Raw genomic sequence first — 19078 nt, 5'->3', positions numbered from 1 at the left:
TTAGCTATCAGCTGTCAGCAAAAGCTTAAAATATAAAGTTACATTTTTTGCTGGCAGCTTTTACCGCTTATGAATAATAAAATGATGAAAATATGTTTATTTTGTTGGTCTATAAAGCGTGATCTAGTTCATAATCTCAATCTACATCATTTACGGGTAATTAAGCATGAAAAAACGTATTTATATCGCTTATACGGGCGGCACAATTGGTATGAAACCTTCAGCATCAGGATTTGTGCCTGTTGATGGATATTTAACAGAAACGATTGCTAATATGCCTGATTTTTTCCATGACGATATGCCTGAATTTGAAATTAATGAATATAGCCCTCTGATTGATTCCGCTAATGTTTCGCCAGAAGTTTGGCAATTCATTGCTCAAGATATACAAGCGCGTTATGACGACTTTGATGGTTTTATTGTATTACATGGAACAGACACCATGTCATATACTGCATCAGCATTGTCATTTATGTTTGAAAATTTGAGTAAACCGATCATTATTACGGGCTCGCAAATCCCACTGTCTCAACTACGTACCGATGGACGTATTAATTTATTAAATTCTTTGTATATCGCAGCGCATTATCCAATTAATGAAGTTTGTCTGTTTTTTAATAACCAATTATTCCGCGGTAATCGTACGACTAAACAGTATGCTGATGGTTTTGATGCTTTTGTATCGCCTAACGTTGCACCATTAGTAGAAGCAGGCATTGAAATTAAAAAATTCAGTAAATTGCCAACTGTTGCACCTACTGAAAAATTAGAAGTGCGTTCGATTGAAGTACAATCTATCGCTATTCTGCATATGTTTCCGGGACTTAACTGGGAAGTCTTAGATAACCTCTTAAAAAGCCCATTACAGGCGTTGGTTTTATTAACTTACGGCGTAGGTAATGCACAACAAGATGCACAATTATTAGAGACATTAAAGCGTGCAAGCGAGCGCGGGATTATTATTGTTAATTGTAGTCAGTGTTTAAAAGGTGCGGTTAATATGCAAGGTTATGCAACGGGCCATGCGTTAAGTGAAGCTGGGGTTATTAGTGGTGGTGATATGACCACTGAAACGGTGATTGCGAAGTTATATTACTTACTCAGTCAGTCTTTACCCCATGCGCAGTTAATTGAACTATTTCAGACCGATCTACGTGGTGAATTGAGTTAATCACAGGGCCGAACAATAATGGCACTGTGATTACTTGTAGATGACGCTATGTAAAACCTAAGGTAAGAGTGCCAACCAACCTGGATCGTTAAACCACTTTTTATGCAGAGTAGTGAGTTCACCTGATTCCCCTAAGGTGTACAATTTTTCCGATAAACTACTCTCTAAAAAGGGTTCATTTTTGTTCATTGCAATACTGATATCTTCTACGGCTAATGGTTTTTTTAATGTTGTTAATTGTTTTTCGGTATCGCGGATAACGGCCAATTCACAGACGGCTAAATCGGCAACTAAACCATCAGCTTTCCCTGCACGTAAAGCAAGTATTGCATCTTCATAATGTTTAATCGTGGTCAGTTTTGCTTTGCCAAGGCGCTCTTCTGCCAGTGTTTTGCTGGTTGAGTTTTCTAGCGCCATGAGATGCACGGATTGATGGTTAAGACCGGTAGAGGCTTGGATCTCTTTTAATCTATTTTTATTAATGATTAATGACTTTCCTGAGAGGGCATAAGGTCCAACAAAGATAAGTTCCTCACTACGCGCTTTAGTAAAAGCAAACCCTGAAATGATAACGTCTATCTCATGTTTCTGCAGTGCTTTCACTAATTCAGCAAAAGGCATCAATTCAATACGTACTTTTACATCGAGTGATTTTCCAAGTGCTGTCGCTAAATCAACATCATAACCGATGACCGTCTCTTGATTTGAGACGAAGTTAAAAGGAGGTTGTTCACCTGACATACCCACCACGAGCACACCACTTTTATTAATGCGTTCAAATGTAGTATTAGCTGCATGTGCTACATGAGTGAATAGTAAGATAGATAGCAAGTTGATAAATATGACAATAGAGGTGATTTTTCTTAGTCCGTTATTCATGGTATTCCCTTTGATATATCAAAGGAATTAGAGTAATCGTAATAGTGAAAAATGTCTATTAATTGTCAAAGTAACTGAGAAGAGAAACATCTGTTGGTGACCAATCGACTAATTAAAATAGGCTGTAGCGACAATTATATAAAAACCTATGCACAGCACTAAAAGCTGTGACTGAATATATACAGGCTTTTGTTGATGAGGTATATCTCATCATTTTATAGCGGCTTTGCTTTCTTTTGCGCTCCGAAGCGATCTGCATCAACGCCTTTTTTCCAGTAACCAACGGTGGAAATGTTAACACGGTCAAATCCTATCTCTTCTTGAAGAAGTGGACGGAGGGTACGAATTTCGCCTGCTTCAAGCCCTAAGAAAAGGTGACTATCTTTAGACATATCAGCAGCGACTTCAATTACTTTTTGCGCCAATGTTTGCTCTGTCTCATCTTCTACAAACCATGTTGTATTATCACTCTCATCATAATCCATAGCGATAATGTCCGAGCGTGTTGGCACGACGATAATCGCTCTTACATCTGCCTCTTTTTTAAATCTTGGAATGTAACCGTTGAGTGCATTCATAGAAGTGAGATCGCCAATTAACAGGTAGCTATGATGATCATAATGTGTCAGTTTCATCGGTCCTGGACCAGCAATACCAATGCTGTCACCGACTTTGGCATCACGTGCCCATCGTGTTGCTGGCCCATCGTGACGATTAATTACAAAGTCGAGCTCTAGTTTTTTTGTTATAGGATCAAAAGCGCGAATCGTATAAGACCGCATCTTTTTGGGGTCATCGCCCTGTTGTGGTAGTACAACTTTTACATAACCGCCCTCAAGGCTAATTGGAAAATCATTCAAGCTATCACCTGTGACGATAATGCGGCGAAGGTGAGAAGAAAGTTCGATGATTTGTGAAACATGTGTCATGCGTACATTTGGTTTTCTAGGTCTCATTGTTTTTCCTCATTAACTTGAATAATATCGATTAAGTTGATAAGGTCTACTATAGTTTAAGTGTGTTGACTTTGTCAACTAACTTCTAATGCCTAATTAATAATTGATGACTAATAACTAGAAGGTTAATCTCATGCATAACGACTCAGTGACCGATATTGTTTTTAATATTCTGCATTCATATAAAATGGCGATGCGCTCGACGCTTAAGGATCATGAGGCGGGGTTGAATGGAATGAACGTGAAGTGTTTAACTTTTATTAGTAAAAGCCAGAATTGTACTGCCAATGATATCGTTATTTTCTTTAACAGGGACAAAGCACAGATAGCACGTTTAATTAAAGAGATGATAACGAATGGCTGGTTAACTAAAACAGCGAACCCTGAAGATAAAAGAAGCCAGCTATTACAATTAACTGAACAGGGTAAAGAACTTGCTGAACTGATTCGTGTTACCGAACTGCAAATTTATGAAAAGATGCAGGAAAATATTCCAGCAGAACAGTTAGCTTCATTCAAAAGTACGGCTTTGATGATTTCGGCTAACTTGAAAGCATTTTAATCTTCAATGATCACTTTAGTCGCTTATTAGTGCGATTGATTTTTTGCTTTTAAAGCACCCATTACTGGTTTATGGGCACTCATTACCGTGCCTATTATGGTAACTGTAATAACGACAATCATAATCATAGTATAAGTTGCTGGCGCTAAAGGCGTTCCTGTCAGTACTAACAAGAATTCGCCAACTGTTGCGCTGATGACGACGGTTGCCATCACAGCTGCGATAAGATGTAGAGCATAAAAAGTGAAGGCAGAAAAATGTTGTTTTTGTAGCAGGTGTGCTAATGATTTTTTCAGGGATAGCCTTGAACAGTACCATGCAAAGCCACCTGCACCGATAAGTAGAATATAAAAGATTAACGCTGAAATTGTTAGCATACTTCTGTGCTCCAGTGGTACAGACAGATACTCAGAGAATACCTCACATAGGTCTAAGCGTTACAGATTTCCTTGCTTAGTACCATTTAAATTAATTTTATCATAATAACAAAGTCACGCTTTTTTGCTTGGTAATACAGCGCGTTGCTTCAAATTTTTATCGCTTATTTGATCTTAGTGCTTAGCGATTAACACAAAAAAATCAGACGTTACTTCATGTTAGTTATTAGTGCTTTGTTAGGTTAGCCAATAAAATTTTTATTTATTTGTCTTATTTTAGGATGTGTAAAATGACGTTAGCGGATTTAAAAGAGTAGAATGGTATTATGTGAATTTGCCAAGGTTGCAAATACCTAAAATGAATGACACGAACTAAATATAGATTGAAAGAGGCGATATGGATTACATTACAGTAACAGGCACAATTTTAAAACTGGGTACGCTTGAAAACAATAACAGCTCAGTGAGTTACTCATTTATTGAGTTACAAGAGAATAACAAAACTGAAACGATGAGCACTAATCGTGTCTTAGTTAGCGAGAATATCAATCTGTTATTAACTGAAGAGATGACGGGGGAGTTTGTATTTGCAAAATCTAAAAAAATATCCACTCTGGTTGGTTTTAAAATGGGTGACCAACAAGCGACTATTTTAGAAGACGTATCGATGGAAAATATTAAGGGCATGAAAGCACTTAAAGCAATGTCTGCGATAGGGCTTCTTGGTGCAGCTCTTGGGCTGACTCAACTCTTTACCGAAGGGTGGACGGTGAGTGCTTTTTTATTGACTGTTTTCGGTACACTTTTTACTGTGATTACTGGCGTTCAACCAATGATTCTTGAGCGTGTTAAAGGTAAGCATTTTGATGCATTGCAAGCGGCAGGCTTTGATCTTTCTTTAGTGATAGAGCAACGAGAAAAAAATGCTGAAAAATAGCGTCGAATGCTAATTTCAAATATTCCCTCTATAAAATAAACTCGCTCACTATGCTGTTGTTATTCAAATGTAGGTATCGGTGAGCGTATCGTTTTGAAGGAAAATCAAGCTCACCATGCAAACAACTATCCCGATTAAATTAATATTATTACTTGCCGCAGTATTCGCGATGACCCCTTTTGCGATTAATAGTTATCTACCTGCTGTCCCTTTAATTGCCACTGATATGGGTGTTAATACATCAACAATCTCTATCACCGTCAGTATCTATATTTTTGGCATGGCGATTGGGCAGTTAATAGGTGGGCCTCTTTCAGATAAAGTTGGGCGTAAAAAAATAATGGTTGCTGGCCTAGTGATTTTTGCTGTTTTTAGTTTGATGCTTTCTGCAACAAAGAGTGTTGAGTTATTTTGGCTGTGGCGAGTATTGCAATCAATAGGTGGTGGTATTGCCGTTGTTGGTGTTTCAGCGACTATTCGTGATGTGGCTGAGGGGCAGCAAGCAGCAAAACTATTCTCCTTAATCGCATTGATTATGATGGCGGCTCCCTCACTTGCCCCCTCTATTGGCACGCTGATTTTAAATACGCTTAGTTGGCATTGGATTTTTAGCCTATCGGGCATGTTAGCGCTTGCAGTTGCAGTAGCGGCGGTATTAATTATGCCGCCACAATTAAAAAAGACTCACAAACCAAAATCGATCGGATTTAAAGGTGTATTTCAACATAAACAGGCACTTGGGTATTTAGCATCAGTCGCATTTAGCTATTCTGTTTTAATTACCTTTATCACTAATGCTCCCTTTGTTTATCTGATTAACTACGGTGTTTCTACAACGCTATTTTCAAGCTTATTTATTGCTAATATAACAGGCCTTATCGCTATAAATCGCCTTAACTCTTACCTACTTAATCGCTTTGATCCTGAAAGGTTATTGCCTAACTTTATTAAATTACAGCTAATTGGTACCTCTGTTTTAATTGCTTCTCAGCTATTCGCTCCCGAGAGTTTATGGTTTGCAGTCTGTGGTTTTGTTCTCAGTATTGCAGCTAATGGGGGCATTATGGCCAATGCTAATGCGAGTTTCATGCGTCATTTTGGCAAAAATGCAGGGACTGCATCAGCGGCTTTAGGGGCAACGCAATTTTTTGTTGGTGCATCAATCAGTGCCGTTGCTGCGTTGCTTAGCCAGCATTCACTATGGCCGATGATAATTATCATGTTTAGCTGTGCGTTACTGTCTTTATTCGGGGCAATCACTGCTAATCGACGTAATCATATTCATCAAAGCAGTGCTGGTTAATACACTTATCTTTATATTACCTCGCATGATGCTGATAAATTAAAATTATTATTTATCAGCTGTTTAATAAATATGTAACTTGCCAGAGCTATATTAATCCGCATCTTTTTGCTCATCATATTTTTCATTACTAGAGGCTTAATAATGTTCAAGGCACCACTGAAAACCATTTTATCTGTTCTTATCGTATCGCAACTTGTCGCTTGTCAGTCGACAAATTCAAACCAAGAGCTTGCAACCTTTGAGGCTACTAAGGGGCAAGAGGTATTTAAAAGCTTTGAAGAGGGCGATTTAGAGTGGGTCGCACTTGGTAACTTAGCGCCAACGCAAATGAATATTGGTTTAAAACAAAATGCTTATAAGCTTGGGCGCTGGGAAAAAGAGCCTAAGAAAATGTTTGAAGAGCTGTGCGAAACTTATGGTATGCGTGGCAGTGTTGTTGATTTTAATGACGCGACAGCAAATGCACAGGATCCAGACTCTTTTCAGTGTAAACAGCCAAGAAATAAAGAGGGGCAGTTAACAAAAGATGCAACAGGTCAACTACGTGCGATGGATGCGATCACTCCTGTTTATGTCGCGCCAAATGGCGAGCTTTATATAACCGATGGACATCATACCAATAGCCGATTTTATGATATGCAGGGCGGTGGAAAGCATTTACCTGTATTAGTTAGAGTGGTTAAAAACTTATCTGAGCTAGAAAGCATGGAGCAGTTTTGGGCATTTATGAACAGCAATAAGAACGTTTATTTATTGGATAATGGTCAAACGATTAACTATGCAGACCTTCCTAAAAATCTAGGCGCTAAAGGGCCGGATAATTTACAGGGAATGGGCAACGATGAATTTAGAGCGGTTACCTATTACACCCGTGATATCGGCTGGGATAAAGGCGAAGCTGCTTCGATTCCATTTCTAGAATATTATTGGGCAGAAGAGGTTCGTCCAAGTTTTACTATTACTGGCAATGAAGGTATCACTGAGTATGCACAAACGGTGTTAAATATTACTAATTATATGGTTGATTTAAGCGATGATCACCCACTTGGCGATAGCGGTAAAACAACTAAAGAGTTAGGGAAAATGGATGTGCTACCGTTTGACTCTGTTCAAGGCGTTATAGAAACAACAATCTGTGAATGGGATAAAGAGAAAGCAGCTGAAGGTAAGATGAAACTAGGTAAGTTAGGTTGGGCATTTTACCATCAAGGGATTGCTATCGAAGACTTCCCTATACCCTGTAATAACCCGAATGATTATGCGCAGCGTTATGATTTAGCAAATAAATAGCGATTAAATTTAGGCTGAATCCTCATTCAAAAAAACAGCTATCCGCGCAGGTATATTGTTTGTACCAATGGAATTAAATTAGTCGAAAGATAAGTATAAAGGAATGATTCAAGTCGCAGAAAATATCAATACAGGATACTAAGTGGCAGGGAATAACAGTAAGCGAGGGCTAAATTCGCTTACTTATTTACTTACTATTAACGGCTTTATATCGTCAAACTACTCTATCGATTGCGAGTAGATATCACCTGTAATATTGACTAGGTGAGGTGTTACATTTCCACTCCAGCCTTGTTGTGCATATTGATCAATGCGTTTAATAACTTTAACAGGCTGCCCTTTCGAAAAGTCGTAGCCTTTAAAGTTAAAGAATACATCAGAAGGTGCCATCAGGGATTTAAAGCGATAGTGTTTATTGGTTAAATCTGAAATTGACTGAAAGTAGGTTGCAGCACCGCCATATGTCTCATTGGGATCCGTAAGCGTAGCCACTAATTTGTCTATAATTTCAATATCTTCAGCAGGTGATGGTAAACCTGCAGGCATCACCGTTGTTGCTAATGCTGAGTACATAAAGCCGTAAGCCGTTTGTGCGTCGTTATTGATAGGCTTTGGTAAGTGGCGAAGAAAATAATCTGCACGAACAAAGCGATCTGCTCCTGACCAACTCACCGGTAATTGCTCTTGGGCTACATTCTGGAATTTTATCACATCATCTAACTCTTCTTGATATGAAGGTGGGTTAGTTAAAATACGGTATTGTTCGCCATGAAATATCTTCAATTTACCATTTTGAATCTCTAAGATCGCTGAATCGCCTGTTGAGTCTGCCATCGCGAGATGTTTGGGCGTAGCATAACTAAATCCTGATCCTTTACTCCCTGTTACGGAGACTAGATAAATACCTTCTTTAAAGGCTGCAACAGCTTCTGCAACAGAGGAGAAGTTATCTAGCACGTAGCTTACCCAGTGATCTTCATCGAGTTGTTTATTTTTACTATCCGGAGCAGCGATTTGGTTTGGATCGCCATCAACATAAAATAGTGTTCGTGCGGTCAATCCCATCTCGTTCATGCCATCATTAGGGAAACGATTATTGGCATAAGTGGCAATATTGCCATATTTAACGATCCAAGAAAGGCTATTTGCACGCTTTGATTTATCAGCTGTGCCGTGACGTTCAACACCACGGGGTGTTGCTACTAAAGTAGGATGTGAAGCGGTAACATAATCTTCATTGCGACCGACAATTTTAATGCCATCAATGGTGTTCCAGAACATACGTGTACAGGCATCTGCTATTGGTGATAATGCAAAGCAGGTCGCAATAAGTACTCCATTACGAGCACAGCGCCGAGTGAGTCTCTTCATGCTTTTTATCCTTTATTAATGTAGTTGGAATCATATTGATAGTAGAAAATATAGCCTAATACTAATTACATTAAGTCTGTGATCTAAATTTAGCGTAGGAAAAACAGCTTAATTCAAGGCGTAAGTTGATGTAAGTGTTTGTTCCATTTGCTAAAGTTGTAACGTAGAAGTGATTTTTTTAACCAGTAAAATAGATCGGCTATTTACTGTCATTGGTATAAATAGTCGTAAAGTGTTTTGTTGCTCACTATCATTTCCGTTGTGGAAGTGAGGATGTTTCAAGCTTGGGTGTTAGGTTTTATTTTTTACACGTATAAAAAAACCAGCAATTACGCTGGTTTTTATGTTGTTCAAATTGTTTTCTTTTTCAAGATAAACAGAGCCTAGAACGGGATATCGTCATCAAAATCCATTGATGGCTCATTGTATTGAGCTGGCGCTTGCGGTGCAGCTTGTTGCTGAGGAGCAGGTGCTTGCTGTTGTGGTGCAGGAGCCTGTTGCGGAGCTGGCTGGTAAGCTGGTGCCATTTGCGGTGCAGCTTGTTGCTGTGGCGCTTGTTGCGGAGCATTACCCCAAGACTGTTGAGCTTGTTGAGGCGCTTGTTGCTGACCACCTTGGAATTGTTGGTTTTGGTTGCCTTGGAACTGTTGACCACCTTGACCGCTGTTATTTGAATCCATCATCTGTAATTCAGAAACAATGATTTTAGTTGAAAAACGATCTTGGCCAGATGTTTTATCCTGCCATTTTTCTGTTTTAATTTTTCCTTCAACATAAACCTTTGCACCTTTCTTAAGGTACTGGCCACACATCTCGCCGAATTTTCCAAATACTGTTAGGTTATGCCATTCAGTTTGGTTTTCGTATTCGCCTGTTTGCTTATTTTTCCAGCTTTCAGTTGTTGCGATTGAAAAGTTTGCTACCGCATTGCCATTTGGCATGTAACGCATCTCAGGATCTTTACCTAGGTTACCAACTAATACAACTTTGTTTACACTACGGTTAAACATATTTTTGCTCCGCTTTAACTAATATTTGTTTGGCTGTTTGCAAGGTAAATATTTTATTATTTACTTTGATATAAACAGTCTGCTCTTCAATGATAATCACGACTTCTAACACACCTTCAAGCTCAATCAACCGTTCAGTTAATTGCGTTGCATGATGCTCATCTTTAATACTTGCAGTTAATGTGTGTGTACGAATTTTACTTGGGTTATGCATACCCCATGAAATAAAAAACCATATCAACATTAAGCTGGCTAAAAATAGAAATAGGCCACTATTACCGAGTAGTTTATAGGAAACACCCCCTAAAATACCACCAAAAAATGCGCCTAAAAACTGATACGTGCTATAGATCCCCATCGCACTGCCTTTTGCTCCCGCAGGTGAAAGCATTGAGATAAATGCAGGCAATGAAGCCTCTAAAAAATTAAAAGCCGTAAAGTACAATAAGATACACAAGAACATCATTGCTAAGGAGTGCTCAGCAAAGGCCATTAACAGCAAGCTAGTCGCCATTAATAGGATAGCAAACAGGTAAAACTGGCGATTTTTCTCTTTCTTGGCTGCCACAATTAACATTGGAATCATGAATAAAAAAGACAGCAACAATGCAGGAAGATATAAATGCCAATGGTTTTGTGCTGCAAGTTGCATCGTTTGTAACTGCAGTGGTAAAGCGATAAACATTGCAGTGAGGGTCATATGTAGGGTAAAAATGCCTAAATTTAAACGTAATAGTTGTGGGTCTTTAGCCAATTTACCAAGCAGTGCAGGAATAGCAACGGTTTCCCCACGTGGTGCTTTGCTAACAATATGTGGCACCATAAAATGCACAATCGCAATGCCGGTTAACGCGCCACAAGCGGTGATCATAAATAGCCCTTTTAAGCCAATCAAAGGAGCTAATAGCGGGCCTGCTACCATTGAGATTGCAAAGGCAATACCAATGCTTACCCCAATCATACCCATCGCTTTCGGGCGCTGCTCTTCACGTGTTACATCGGCCGCTAAGGCTAATACCGCACTGGCAATGGCACCTGCGCCTTGCAGTGCGCGACCAAATGTCACGCCATAAACCGATTCAGAAAAGGCGGCAACTAAACTTCCTAAGGCGAAAATAAGCAGACCGATATAGATGATAGGGCGACGACCAAACTTGTCGGACAACATTCCAGCAGGAATCTGAAGTAAGGCTTGTGTTAATCCATAGGCACCAATTGCAAGGCCAACCCACATTGGTGAATAACCAACGAGATCTTGTCCATAAATGGCAAATACTGGCATGATCATAAACAGACCAAGCATACGTAGCGCAAACACTAATGACAGTGATATTGCAGTGCGTTTTTCCAGTGGATTAAGCGCATCGGTTTGCATAAATATTCCATTTCAGCAAAATAATTGGGGCGACGATAATAGCATATCCCTGTGTCTGCTCAAAAAAGCTTTATCCTACCGACGTCGCATCTTGAAGTATCATGAGGATATTTAGCGCTATTACGAAAAAATCATTATACTGGAGGTTCTACTTTTTTGTTTTTTGGGAAATCCTATGCTCAGCTATCGCCACTCTTTTCATGCAGGTAATTTTGCCGATGTGTTAAAACACACAGTTTCGGTTTCTATACTGAACCACATGCTTAAGAAAGATAAACCTTTCTGCTATTTGGATACTCATTCGGGTTGCGGCGCTTATTCGCTTAGCTCAGAACAAGCATTAAAAACCAAAGAGTTTAATAACGGTATTATGCGTTTATGGGGACGCAAAGATTTACCCCTGCCAGTTAGTAACTATATGGAACAGGTTGCTGAATTTAATGCCTTGAAAGATTTAAAGCATTACCCAGGCTCTCCAAGTATCGCACGTCAAATGTTACGTGAAGACGATCGCATGTTTTTGTTTGAGTTACACCCAAACGAGTTTACTAATATGCGTGAAAACTTCTCGGGTGATAGACAGATAAAAATGGCTAAAAGTGATGGCTTACAAGGACTGGTTGCGAATATGCCACCGAAAGAGCGTCGCGGTTACATTTTGATTGACCCATCTTACGAAATTAAAACAGAGTATGAAGAAGTTGTTGATACGTTAATTGAATCAGTGAAGCGTTTTGCAACAGGTACCTATGCATTGTGGTATCCCGTTGTTAACCGTATTACCATTAAAAAAATGGAACGTGATTTAATCGCTTCTGGTATTAAAAATATTCAATTATTTGAATTAGGTATTGAAGCAGATTCTGGCGAAAAAGGCATGACCTCTAGCGGTATGATTGTCATTAATCCACCATGGACGCTGAAGAAAGAGATGCAAGCATCATTACCGTTTCTTGCTAAAAATCTTGCGAAAGAAGATAAAGGCTTTTACCGCATTGAGACGCTAGTAGGGGAGTAACTCCCTACTAGCGTCTGTTGAGTTGTTGCTACTTTTTTTTGTTGCGATGCAATCTATTAGCGATTAAACCAATAATAGATTGCACAACCAGCGTTAACATTGCCATAAAGAAAAATAATTGTATTAATGTTTGTTGAGCAATATCATCAACAAACATTGCAATACTCGCGACTAACAGCGCCAGATACAATAAGCTAATTAAGTAACGTTTAATGGAAAACGCATAGGTGGCTTTTTTATTTGTCATTAGTCTTTTTCTTTTCCCGTCTGCTTTTAAAGCGTGGCTTTTTAAAATTTAATAATGCTTTTAATTTAGTGTAGCGACCATATTTACTTTTATCTTTTTTAGACGCTTCTCCAGATTTTACTATATCAATAATCCCAGAGCGATTAAGTGTGATTTTATAGCGTTCAAACTCTTCCGTATACAGTCCTTGATCAAGTGCGACAACAATATTTATCTGATAACGACGTTCAATAGAGGTACTTTGAATTTTTTCTTTATTCGCATCGGGCGCATTTTGTTCATAAACTTTACCGGTACCACGTTCAAGATAACGTGCAAAAGGGCGTAAGCTAAATAAAATGGTTTCTTCTAAACTGTTATAACCTGCTTGAAAGCCATCTTTGCTGACTTTAGTTTCAACACGGTAATGTAGATATTCAGCACTCTGTTTATTTTGACTGTGTCGCCGTGCAAGTAAGTCGACCGTTTGAGTCGGTAATTTTTTAGCATTAATATAATCAAGCCATACACGTTGTGTTGCTATCTCATTTTTGCTCGTGGAATCTTTTAAAGTACGCGCCCATTTAGGCTTACCTCTCCGTATCCAGCGCCACAGCATATTCTTAAAGTCATCTTTAAATACCTCTCGAATGCCATAAATGACCGCTAGAATGAATATCATTAACGCACTTAATGTACTGAATGCACCTTGTGTTTTAATGATTAATACCAGTACTACACTCATTATTAGTGCCGTCGCTACACCTGTGACCACTTTGCGAATGATTTTACCGAGTTCATGGGTTTCACTTTTGAAGATCACCCCGTATTCGATTAAACGACGTAATAAGCGCATCTTATTTGATATTCGGTTGGGGTCACTTAATGTCGCTGCCGTATTGTAGGCTTTCTTTTTACGGTAAATGTTTTCTTCATCACAGATAGCGAGCAGTGCAAGACGTGTTTCTGAAAATTCTGAGTGACGTGGTTTTTTCGCAAGCATATGCAAAATGGACTGCTCAGTATACCAAGAGAGATAGTTATCCACATTTTCAAATATCGACAGCAATTTAGGATCGCTAGGGGTATGCAGGCGGTGTTTTTTTAAAATCGCTAAGCATTGTTCAGTGACATCAATTGCTTGATGGTAAAAATCACGTAAACCTTCACTGTCATCAATACTTAATGTCTCATCTGTATCGGTATCTAAGGCAACGATATATTGGTACGCAAAAAGGTTAAGGTTACTTTTATACTCCTCTGGTGAGCGCTTCATGCGATTGGCAAAACGGGTATGTAATAGAGGAAGGTGCAAACCTTCGGTGAAATAAGCGCGTCGACCTTTAATGCCCGCATTGAAGTATTCGGTTTCAGAGAGGGTGCTTTTATTGATGCCCATCTCTTTAGGCAAAGAGATATACAGGTCAATACGTCGAGATTCGCCATGTTTTATCTGATGGGTTAATTTTATTGATAACTTTTCCTGTTGTTTAACCTTAATTTTACGCAAGAGTCCCTCCTTTTTGTTTAGTATATAATTAACTGGTTGTTTTTGCGTGTAAAAAAACCAAGTGTTTTTTTTCTTGAAAATTTGCTAACTTAACGCCTTTATTTTCCTCTTTTATAAAGGCATTAAATGCAACTTTCACAACTTACCCCCGCTATTTTTGATCATCTTTATGACAATATTACTCAATTCCGTGAAACATTTGATCTGCCTTGTAATGATCCTGGCTCACTTGATGAAAAAGCGGACCAATTACATAGCTCATTGATTATCGAAGAACTTACTGAGTTGGCTGAAGCGGACTGTAAAATTGAGCAAGCTGATGCGATTGTTGATAGTGTCTATGTATTAATGGGGCGCTTAGTGCACCTTGGTGATAATAAGGTCTCTGACAATCTCGCTATCAGTTATCTGATTGATCTGTTTTTAAATGTTGCTAGGCAGCGTGATATTAATTTCTTACCTTGCTGGGATGAAGTTCATGCGAGTAATATGAGTAAAGTATGTCGTAACCAAGCAGAGTATAAAGAGACACAAGCTTTTTATGCTAAACAAGGTGTCGAGTTAATTGATAGCGTAAAAGGTGAGTTCGTCATCGCAAAATGCGCTAAAGATGTACAGATGCAAGGTAAAATTGTACGCCAAGGTAAAGTATTAAAATCAGTTTATTATCGTCCTGCTGATTTGACTCCGCTTGTGTAGAGTGAATCCCCAAGGTGTTTAACCTTGGGGAAGTAAGCGTTAAATACTTGTCTCTTTTAGTTGATATAACAACGCCAGTGCTTGTTTCGGTGATAAATCATCGGGATCAATGCTTGCTAGCAATGTCAGGGCTGGGTTTGTTTCAACCTCAACCATCGGTAAGCTGAGTTGTTGTGCCTGCTGAGTGACCTTTTGTTGTGAACCAAGCTCTAACTGCTGCAATTTATATTTCGCATTCTTAACCACTTCACTTGGCACACCCGCCAATGACGCCACCTGCAAACCATAACTCTTATTAGCAGCGCCTTCTTGAACCGCATGTAAAAAAGCAATACTGTCACCATGTTCAACAGCATCAAGGTGAACATTCACTAACTCCGGGATAGTTTCTGGTAATGATGTTAACTCAAAGTAGTGCGTCGCAAATAGGGTGTAAGCTTGAATTTTCTCAGCCAGTTGTTCTGCACAAGCCCATGCTAGAGATAAACCATCAAAGGTACTGGTACCACGGCCAATCTCATCCATCAACACTAGGCTATTTTGTGTTGCGTTGTGTAAAATATTAGCCGTTTCAGTCATCTCAACCATGAACGTTGAACGACCACTCGCAAGATCATCTGATGCACCGATACGAGTGAAAATTCTATCCACAGGACCTATTTTGGCACTTTGTGCTGGGATAAAACTACCGATATGTGCCATTAATACCATCAACGCAACTTGACGCATATAGGTTGATTTACCACCCATGTTAGGGCCGGTAATAATCAGCATTCGGCGTTGATCATTGAGCGCTACTGGATTAGCAATAAAGGGGGTTTTATTCACTTGTTCAACGACAGGGTGACGGCCTTCCTCAATATAGATGCCACGCTCACTCTGTAATTCAGGACGCACATAATTAAGCGTTAATGCACGCTCTGCTAGTGTGTTTAATACATCCAGTTCCGCTAATGATTGTGCGGTAAATTGTAACTGCTGCAGGTAAGGCATTAATTGCTCAATCAAGCCCTCATACAGTTTTTTCTCAAGAGCAAGCGCTTTGCCTTGGCTTGAAAGCACTTTATCTTCATGCTCTTTTAATTCAGCAATAATATAACGTTCAGTATTCTTCAAGGTTTGACGGCGTACATAATGTGCAGGAACTTGGTCGGCGACATTACGACTGGTTTCGATATAATAACCATGTACACGGTTATAACCCACTTTCAGTGTTGTAATGCCTGTTGTTTCGCGTTCTCGTAGCTCTAATTTTTCAAGGTAATCCGTTGCCCCTTTGGCAAGGTTACGCCATTGATCCAACTCTGCGTTGTAACCTTCTTTGATGACACCACCATCACGAATAATGACCGGTGGATTATCGATTACCGCTTTTTCAAGCAGTGCCAATAATTCAGGATAATTACCCATCTCTTTACTGAGATTGCTAACCAGTTCTTTTGGTAACTCTGTAATCAGGTGTTGTAATTCAGGTAGCAATGAGAAAGCGGTGCGAAGTCGCGTTAAATCACGTGGGCGTGCTGAGCGCAGTGCCAAACGTGCAATAACACGTTCAATATCGCCAATTTGCTTCAAAGGTTCAGAAAGCGGGGCATTAAGATCCAAGTCTATTAACGTTTGAATCATCGTTTGGCGATAATTAAGAATATTCACATTGCGAATAGGTTGGTGGATCCAACGCTTTAATAAACGACTACCCATTGGGGTGACAGTGTGATCTAAGACTTCTGCTAAGGTATTATCGAAGCCACCTGCTAGGTTCTGTGTTAACTCTAAATTTTTACGTGTTGCTGCATCTAAAATAACGCTATCGATATTCTGCTCTAACTTAATCGATTGCAGATGTGGCAGGTTGGTACGCTGTGTATCTTTAATATATTGCAGCAGTGCCCCAGCAGCACAAAGTGCAATTTCAGCTTGCTCTACGCCAAAACCAATTAAATCTTTAGTGCCAAATTGTTGGTTGAGAGTCTTACGTGCAGTACTTAGTTCAAACTCCCATTCAGGGCGGCGGCGAATCGTTTGCAGGTGTTCGATCAGTTCAACATATTCGAAGTTATCTGGGTAAAGTAACTCAGCAGGGTTTAAACGTTGTAGCTCTGCTTGCAGTGTTTCAGTATGTTGAAATTGATTAACAATAAAACGGCCACTACCGATATCAAGTGATGCGATGCCAAAGCTATTCTGCGCCTGATAAACTGCGCATAATAGATTGTCATGCCTATCATCAAGCAATGCCTCATCGGTAATCGTACCAGGTGTAATAATACGTACGATTTTACGTTCAACTGGTCCTTTACTGGTCGCTGGGTCACCAATTTGTTCAACAATTGCAACTGACTCACCTAGGTTGATTAGCTTTGCTAAATACCCTTCTACACTATGATATGGCACACCCGCCATTGGTATGGCATTACCACCCGTTTTGCCTCGCTGGGTGAGCGAAATACCAAGCAGTTGTGATGCTTTTCGTGCATCATCAAAAAACAGCTCATAAAAATCGCCCATCCGATAAAACATTAATGTGTCGGGGATCTCGCTTTTGATAGTTAGGTACTGTTGCATCATCGGCGTATGTTGTTTTAGTTGTTGCGCAGTTGGTTTCATATAAATACACTTAATAACTGTTGGCTCTAATCGATGAACCTATGGGAGAAAACTTATGTTTACTGAAAAAACCGTACAAGAATTAGCACAACTATTAGGTGATAAACTCACTCAAGCCGGCTTAGTCGCTGCCACTGCAGAATCTTGTACTGGCGGAGGAGTAGCATACGCTATTACGGAAATTTCTGGAAGTTCACTGTGGTTCGACCGCAGCTTTATTACCTATAGTAATGATGCAAAAATGCAAATGTTAGAGGTAGATAAGGTACTCATTGATAAACACGGTGCGGTATCGGAGCAAGTTGTCAAAGAGATGGCAATTAATGCGGTCAAACTCTCTGAAGCAGATATTTGCGTTGCGATTAGCGGCATTGCTGGTCCAGGTGGCGGTAGCGAAGAGAAACCTGTTGGTACCGTTTGCTTCTCATGGTACAACGCACATGGTGGTGAAAAAACAGAAACCTACTTATTTGTTGGTGATCGGAGTGAAGTGCGTACACAAGCAATTCGCTTAGCATTAAGTGGTTTAATCGACATCATTTAGTATTTATACACCACCCTATGAGAGGTATTTATAGGGTGTGATGTTTCGCTGTCGCTCAGGTGACAATTATTGAATAATATTTAAATATAACTTGATACTGTATAAATCAGCAGTATACTGGTTGCATAAACAGTTAAATAGAAAATACATTATCTGGAGATAATATGAGTCAGGATAAAAACAAAGATAAAGCATTAGCAGCAGCACTTGGTCAAATTGAGAAACAGTTTGGTAAAGGTTCTATTATGCGTTTAGGTGATGGTGCGGCTTCACTTGAGATTGATGCTGTTTCTACTGGCTCATTAGGCTTAGATGTGGCGCTCGGCATAGGTGGTTTACCATATGGTCGTGTTGTTGAGATCTATGGTCCTGAAAGTTCAGGTAAAACAACGTTAACATTACAAGTTATTGCTCAAGCACAAAAACAGGGTAAAACCTGTGCATTCATCGATGCAGAGCATGCACTTGATCCTATCTATGCGAAGAAGCTCGGCGTTAATATTGAAGAACTCCTTATTTCTCAGCCGGATACCGGTGAGCAAGCGTTAGAGATTTGTGACATGTTAGTTCGCTCTGGTGCGGTAGGTGTTGTGATTGTCGATTCAGTTGCAGCATTAACACCAAAAGCTGAAATTGAAGGTGACATGGGAGACTCACATATGGGGCTTCAAGCTCGTTTAATGTCGCAAGCACTGCGTAAGTTAACGGGTAACATTAAGCAAACAAACACGATGTGTATCTTCATTAACCAAATTCGTATGAAGATTGGTGTGATGTTTGGTAATCCAGAAACCACGACTGGCGGTAATGCACTTAAATTCTATGCATCAGTACGTTTAGATATTCGTCGTATTGGCGCGGTGAAAAATGGTGATGAGATTGTTGGTAATGAAACACGTGTGAAAGTGGTTAAAAACAAAGTTTCACCACCATTCAAACAAGCTGAATTCCAAATTTTATATGGTGAAGGTATCAATAACCATGGCGAGTTAATCGACCTTGGTGTGAAAAATGAACTTGTTGAAAAAGCCGGTTCTTGGTACTCATACAACGGTGCTAAAATTGGCCAAGGTAAGAGCAATGCATGTAAGCATTTTGCTGAGCACCCAGAACAAGCTGCAGAATTAGATAAGAAGCTGCGTGAAATCTTACTAGCGAAGCCAGAAGATGTTGAAAAAGCATTAGCTAAAGAAGATGAAGTTGCTGAAGAGCTATAAGAAACACTTTTAGCGATGAGCAG

The 19078-nt window shown here is 39.5% G+C and carries 18 protein-coding genes; 9 read left to right on the top strand and 9 right to left on the bottom strand.

The features are described 5' to 3' along the window. Positions 1-166 precede the first annotated feature (166 nt). On the top strand, positions 167-1171 hold the full coding sequence (gene ansA / locus QQK09_RS17990; protein ID WP_284205566.1) for an asparaginase: 1005 nt from the start codon (positions 167-169) through the stop codon (positions 1169-1171). Between the two features lie 57 nt (positions 1172-1228). Here the strand turns inward: ansA and QQK09_RS17985 are convergent, their stop codons facing one another. Both QQK09_RS17985 and QQK09_RS17980 read right to left on the bottom strand, forming a co-directional pair. Then, entirely contained in the window at positions 1229-2050 is an 822-nt protein-coding gene (locus QQK09_RS17985; protein ID WP_284205565.1) for a substrate-binding periplasmic protein, read from the bottom strand. Positions 2051-2265: 215 nt separating this feature from the next. Continuing rightward, positions 2266-3006 carry a siderophore-interacting protein gene (locus QQK09_RS17980; RefSeq protein WP_284205564.1) on the bottom strand — a complete coding sequence of 247 codons (741 nt, stop codon included), beginning with the start codon at positions 3004-3006 and terminating at the stop codon, positions 2266-2268. Positions 3007-3139: 133 nt separating this feature from the next. On the opposite strand from QQK09_RS17980, the gene QQK09_RS17975 reads away from it, so the two are divergent. Next, positions 3140-3568 carry a MarR family winged helix-turn-helix transcriptional regulator gene (locus QQK09_RS17975; protein WP_284205563.1) on the top strand — a complete coding sequence of 143 codons (429 nt, stop codon included), beginning with the start codon at positions 3140-3142 and terminating at the stop codon, positions 3566-3568. Between the two features lie 26 nt (positions 3569-3594). Here QQK09_RS17975 and QQK09_RS17970 read toward each other — a convergent pair whose 3' ends face one another. Further along, a complete protein-coding gene (locus QQK09_RS17970; protein WP_284205562.1) occupies positions 3595-3945 on the bottom strand; it encodes a hypothetical protein in 351 nt (116 codons plus the stop codon). 397 nt (positions 3946-4342) lie between these two features. Between QQK09_RS17970 and QQK09_RS17965 the strand changes: the two genes are divergently transcribed. The 3 genes from QQK09_RS17965 to QQK09_RS17955 all read left to right on the top strand — a co-directional run bounded on the left by QQK09_RS17965 (position 4343) and on the right by QQK09_RS17955 (position 7478). Further along, positions 4343-4882, top strand: a complete 540-nt coding sequence (locus QQK09_RS17965) for a hypothetical protein (protein ID WP_284205561.1) — start codon at positions 4343-4345, stop codon at positions 4880-4882. Positions 4883-4997: 115 nt separating this feature from the next. After that, positions 4998-6185: a multidrug effflux MFS transporter gene (locus QQK09_RS17960; protein WP_284205560.1), complete on the top strand. Its 1188-nt coding sequence runs from the start codon at positions 4998-5000 to the stop codon at positions 6183-6185. 144 nt (positions 6186-6329) lie between these two features. After that, positions 6330-7478: a ParB/Srx family N-terminal domain-containing protein gene (locus tag QQK09_RS17955; protein ID WP_284205559.1), complete on the top strand. Its 1149-nt coding sequence runs from the start codon at positions 6330-6332 to the stop codon at positions 7476-7478. Between the two features lie 219 nt (positions 7479-7697). Here the strand turns inward: QQK09_RS17955 and QQK09_RS17950 are convergent, their stop codons facing one another. From QQK09_RS17950 to QQK09_RS17940, 3 genes are all read right to left on the bottom strand, one after another. Further along, positions 7698-8849, bottom strand: coding sequence for a linear amide C-N hydrolase (locus QQK09_RS17950; protein WP_284205558.1), 1152 nt, complete (start codon positions 8847-8849; stop codon positions 7698-7700). Between the two features lie 383 nt (positions 8850-9232). Beyond that, positions 9233-9859, bottom strand: a complete 627-nt coding sequence (gene ssb, locus QQK09_RS17945) for a single-stranded DNA-binding protein (protein WP_284205557.1) — start codon at positions 9857-9859, stop codon at positions 9233-9235. Further along, a complete protein-coding gene (locus QQK09_RS17940) occupies positions 9852-11234 on the bottom strand; it encodes an MFS transporter (protein ID WP_284205556.1) in 1383 nt (460 codons plus the stop codon). Before QQK09_RS17940 ends, ssb begins: the two co-directional genes overlap by 8 nt. A 175-nt stretch (positions 11235-11409) precedes the next feature. Here QQK09_RS17940 and QQK09_RS17935 point away from each other — a divergent pair, with 175 nt between their 5' ends. Continuing rightward, positions 11410-12252: a 23S rRNA (adenine(2030)-N(6))-methyltransferase RlmJ gene (locus QQK09_RS17935; RefSeq protein WP_284205555.1), complete on the top strand. Its 843-nt coding sequence runs from the start codon at positions 11410-11412 to the stop codon at positions 12250-12252. A gap of 28 nt (positions 12253-12280) precedes the next feature. On the opposite strand, the gene QQK09_RS17930 is transcribed toward QQK09_RS17935, so the two are convergent. Then, positions 12281-12499: a hypothetical protein gene (locus QQK09_RS17930; RefSeq protein ID WP_284205554.1), complete on the bottom strand. Its 219-nt coding sequence runs from the start codon at positions 12497-12499 to the stop codon at positions 12281-12283. Beyond that, positions 12489-13988 carry a hypothetical protein gene (locus QQK09_RS17925; protein WP_284205553.1) on the bottom strand — a complete coding sequence of 500 codons (1500 nt, stop codon included), beginning with the start codon at positions 13986-13988 and terminating at the stop codon, positions 12489-12491. Before QQK09_RS17925 ends, QQK09_RS17930 begins: the two co-directional genes overlap by 11 nt. A gap of 126 nt (positions 13989-14114) precedes the next feature. Here QQK09_RS17925 and QQK09_RS17920 point away from each other — a divergent pair, with 126 nt between their 5' ends. Then, positions 14115-14687, top strand: a complete 573-nt coding sequence (locus tag QQK09_RS17920; protein ID WP_284205552.1) for a nucleoside triphosphate pyrophosphohydrolase family protein — start codon at positions 14115-14117, stop codon at positions 14685-14687. A gap of 39 nt (positions 14688-14726) precedes the next feature. Here the strand turns inward: QQK09_RS17920 and mutS are convergent, their stop codons facing one another. Further along, positions 14727-17294: a DNA mismatch repair protein MutS gene (mutS, locus tag QQK09_RS17915; protein ID WP_284205551.1), complete on the bottom strand. Its 2568-nt coding sequence runs from the start codon at positions 17292-17294 to the stop codon at positions 14727-14729. 55 nt (positions 17295-17349) lie between these two features. On the opposite strand from mutS, the gene QQK09_RS17910 reads away from it, so the two are divergent. Next, the gene (locus QQK09_RS17910; RefSeq protein ID WP_284205550.1) at positions 17350-17838 is read left to right on the top strand and encodes a CinA family protein; all 489 of its coding nucleotides are present in this window, start codon (positions 17350-17352) and stop codon (positions 17836-17838) included. A 164-nt stretch (positions 17839-18002) separates the two neighbouring features. Further along, positions 18003-19055: a recombinase RecA gene (gene recA, locus QQK09_RS17905; protein WP_284205549.1), complete on the top strand. Its 1053-nt coding sequence runs from the start codon at positions 18003-18005 to the stop codon at positions 19053-19055. Positions 19056-19078: the final 23 nt, after the last annotated feature.

This window comes from Psychromonas marina (assembly GCF_030161115.1).
Lineage (GTDB): Bacteria > Pseudomonadota > Gammaproteobacteria > Enterobacterales > Psychromonadaceae > Psychromonas > Psychromonas marina.
The sequence above is the reverse complement of the archived record's forward strand: the minus strand, read 5'-3'. Positions and strand labels throughout refer to the sequence as shown.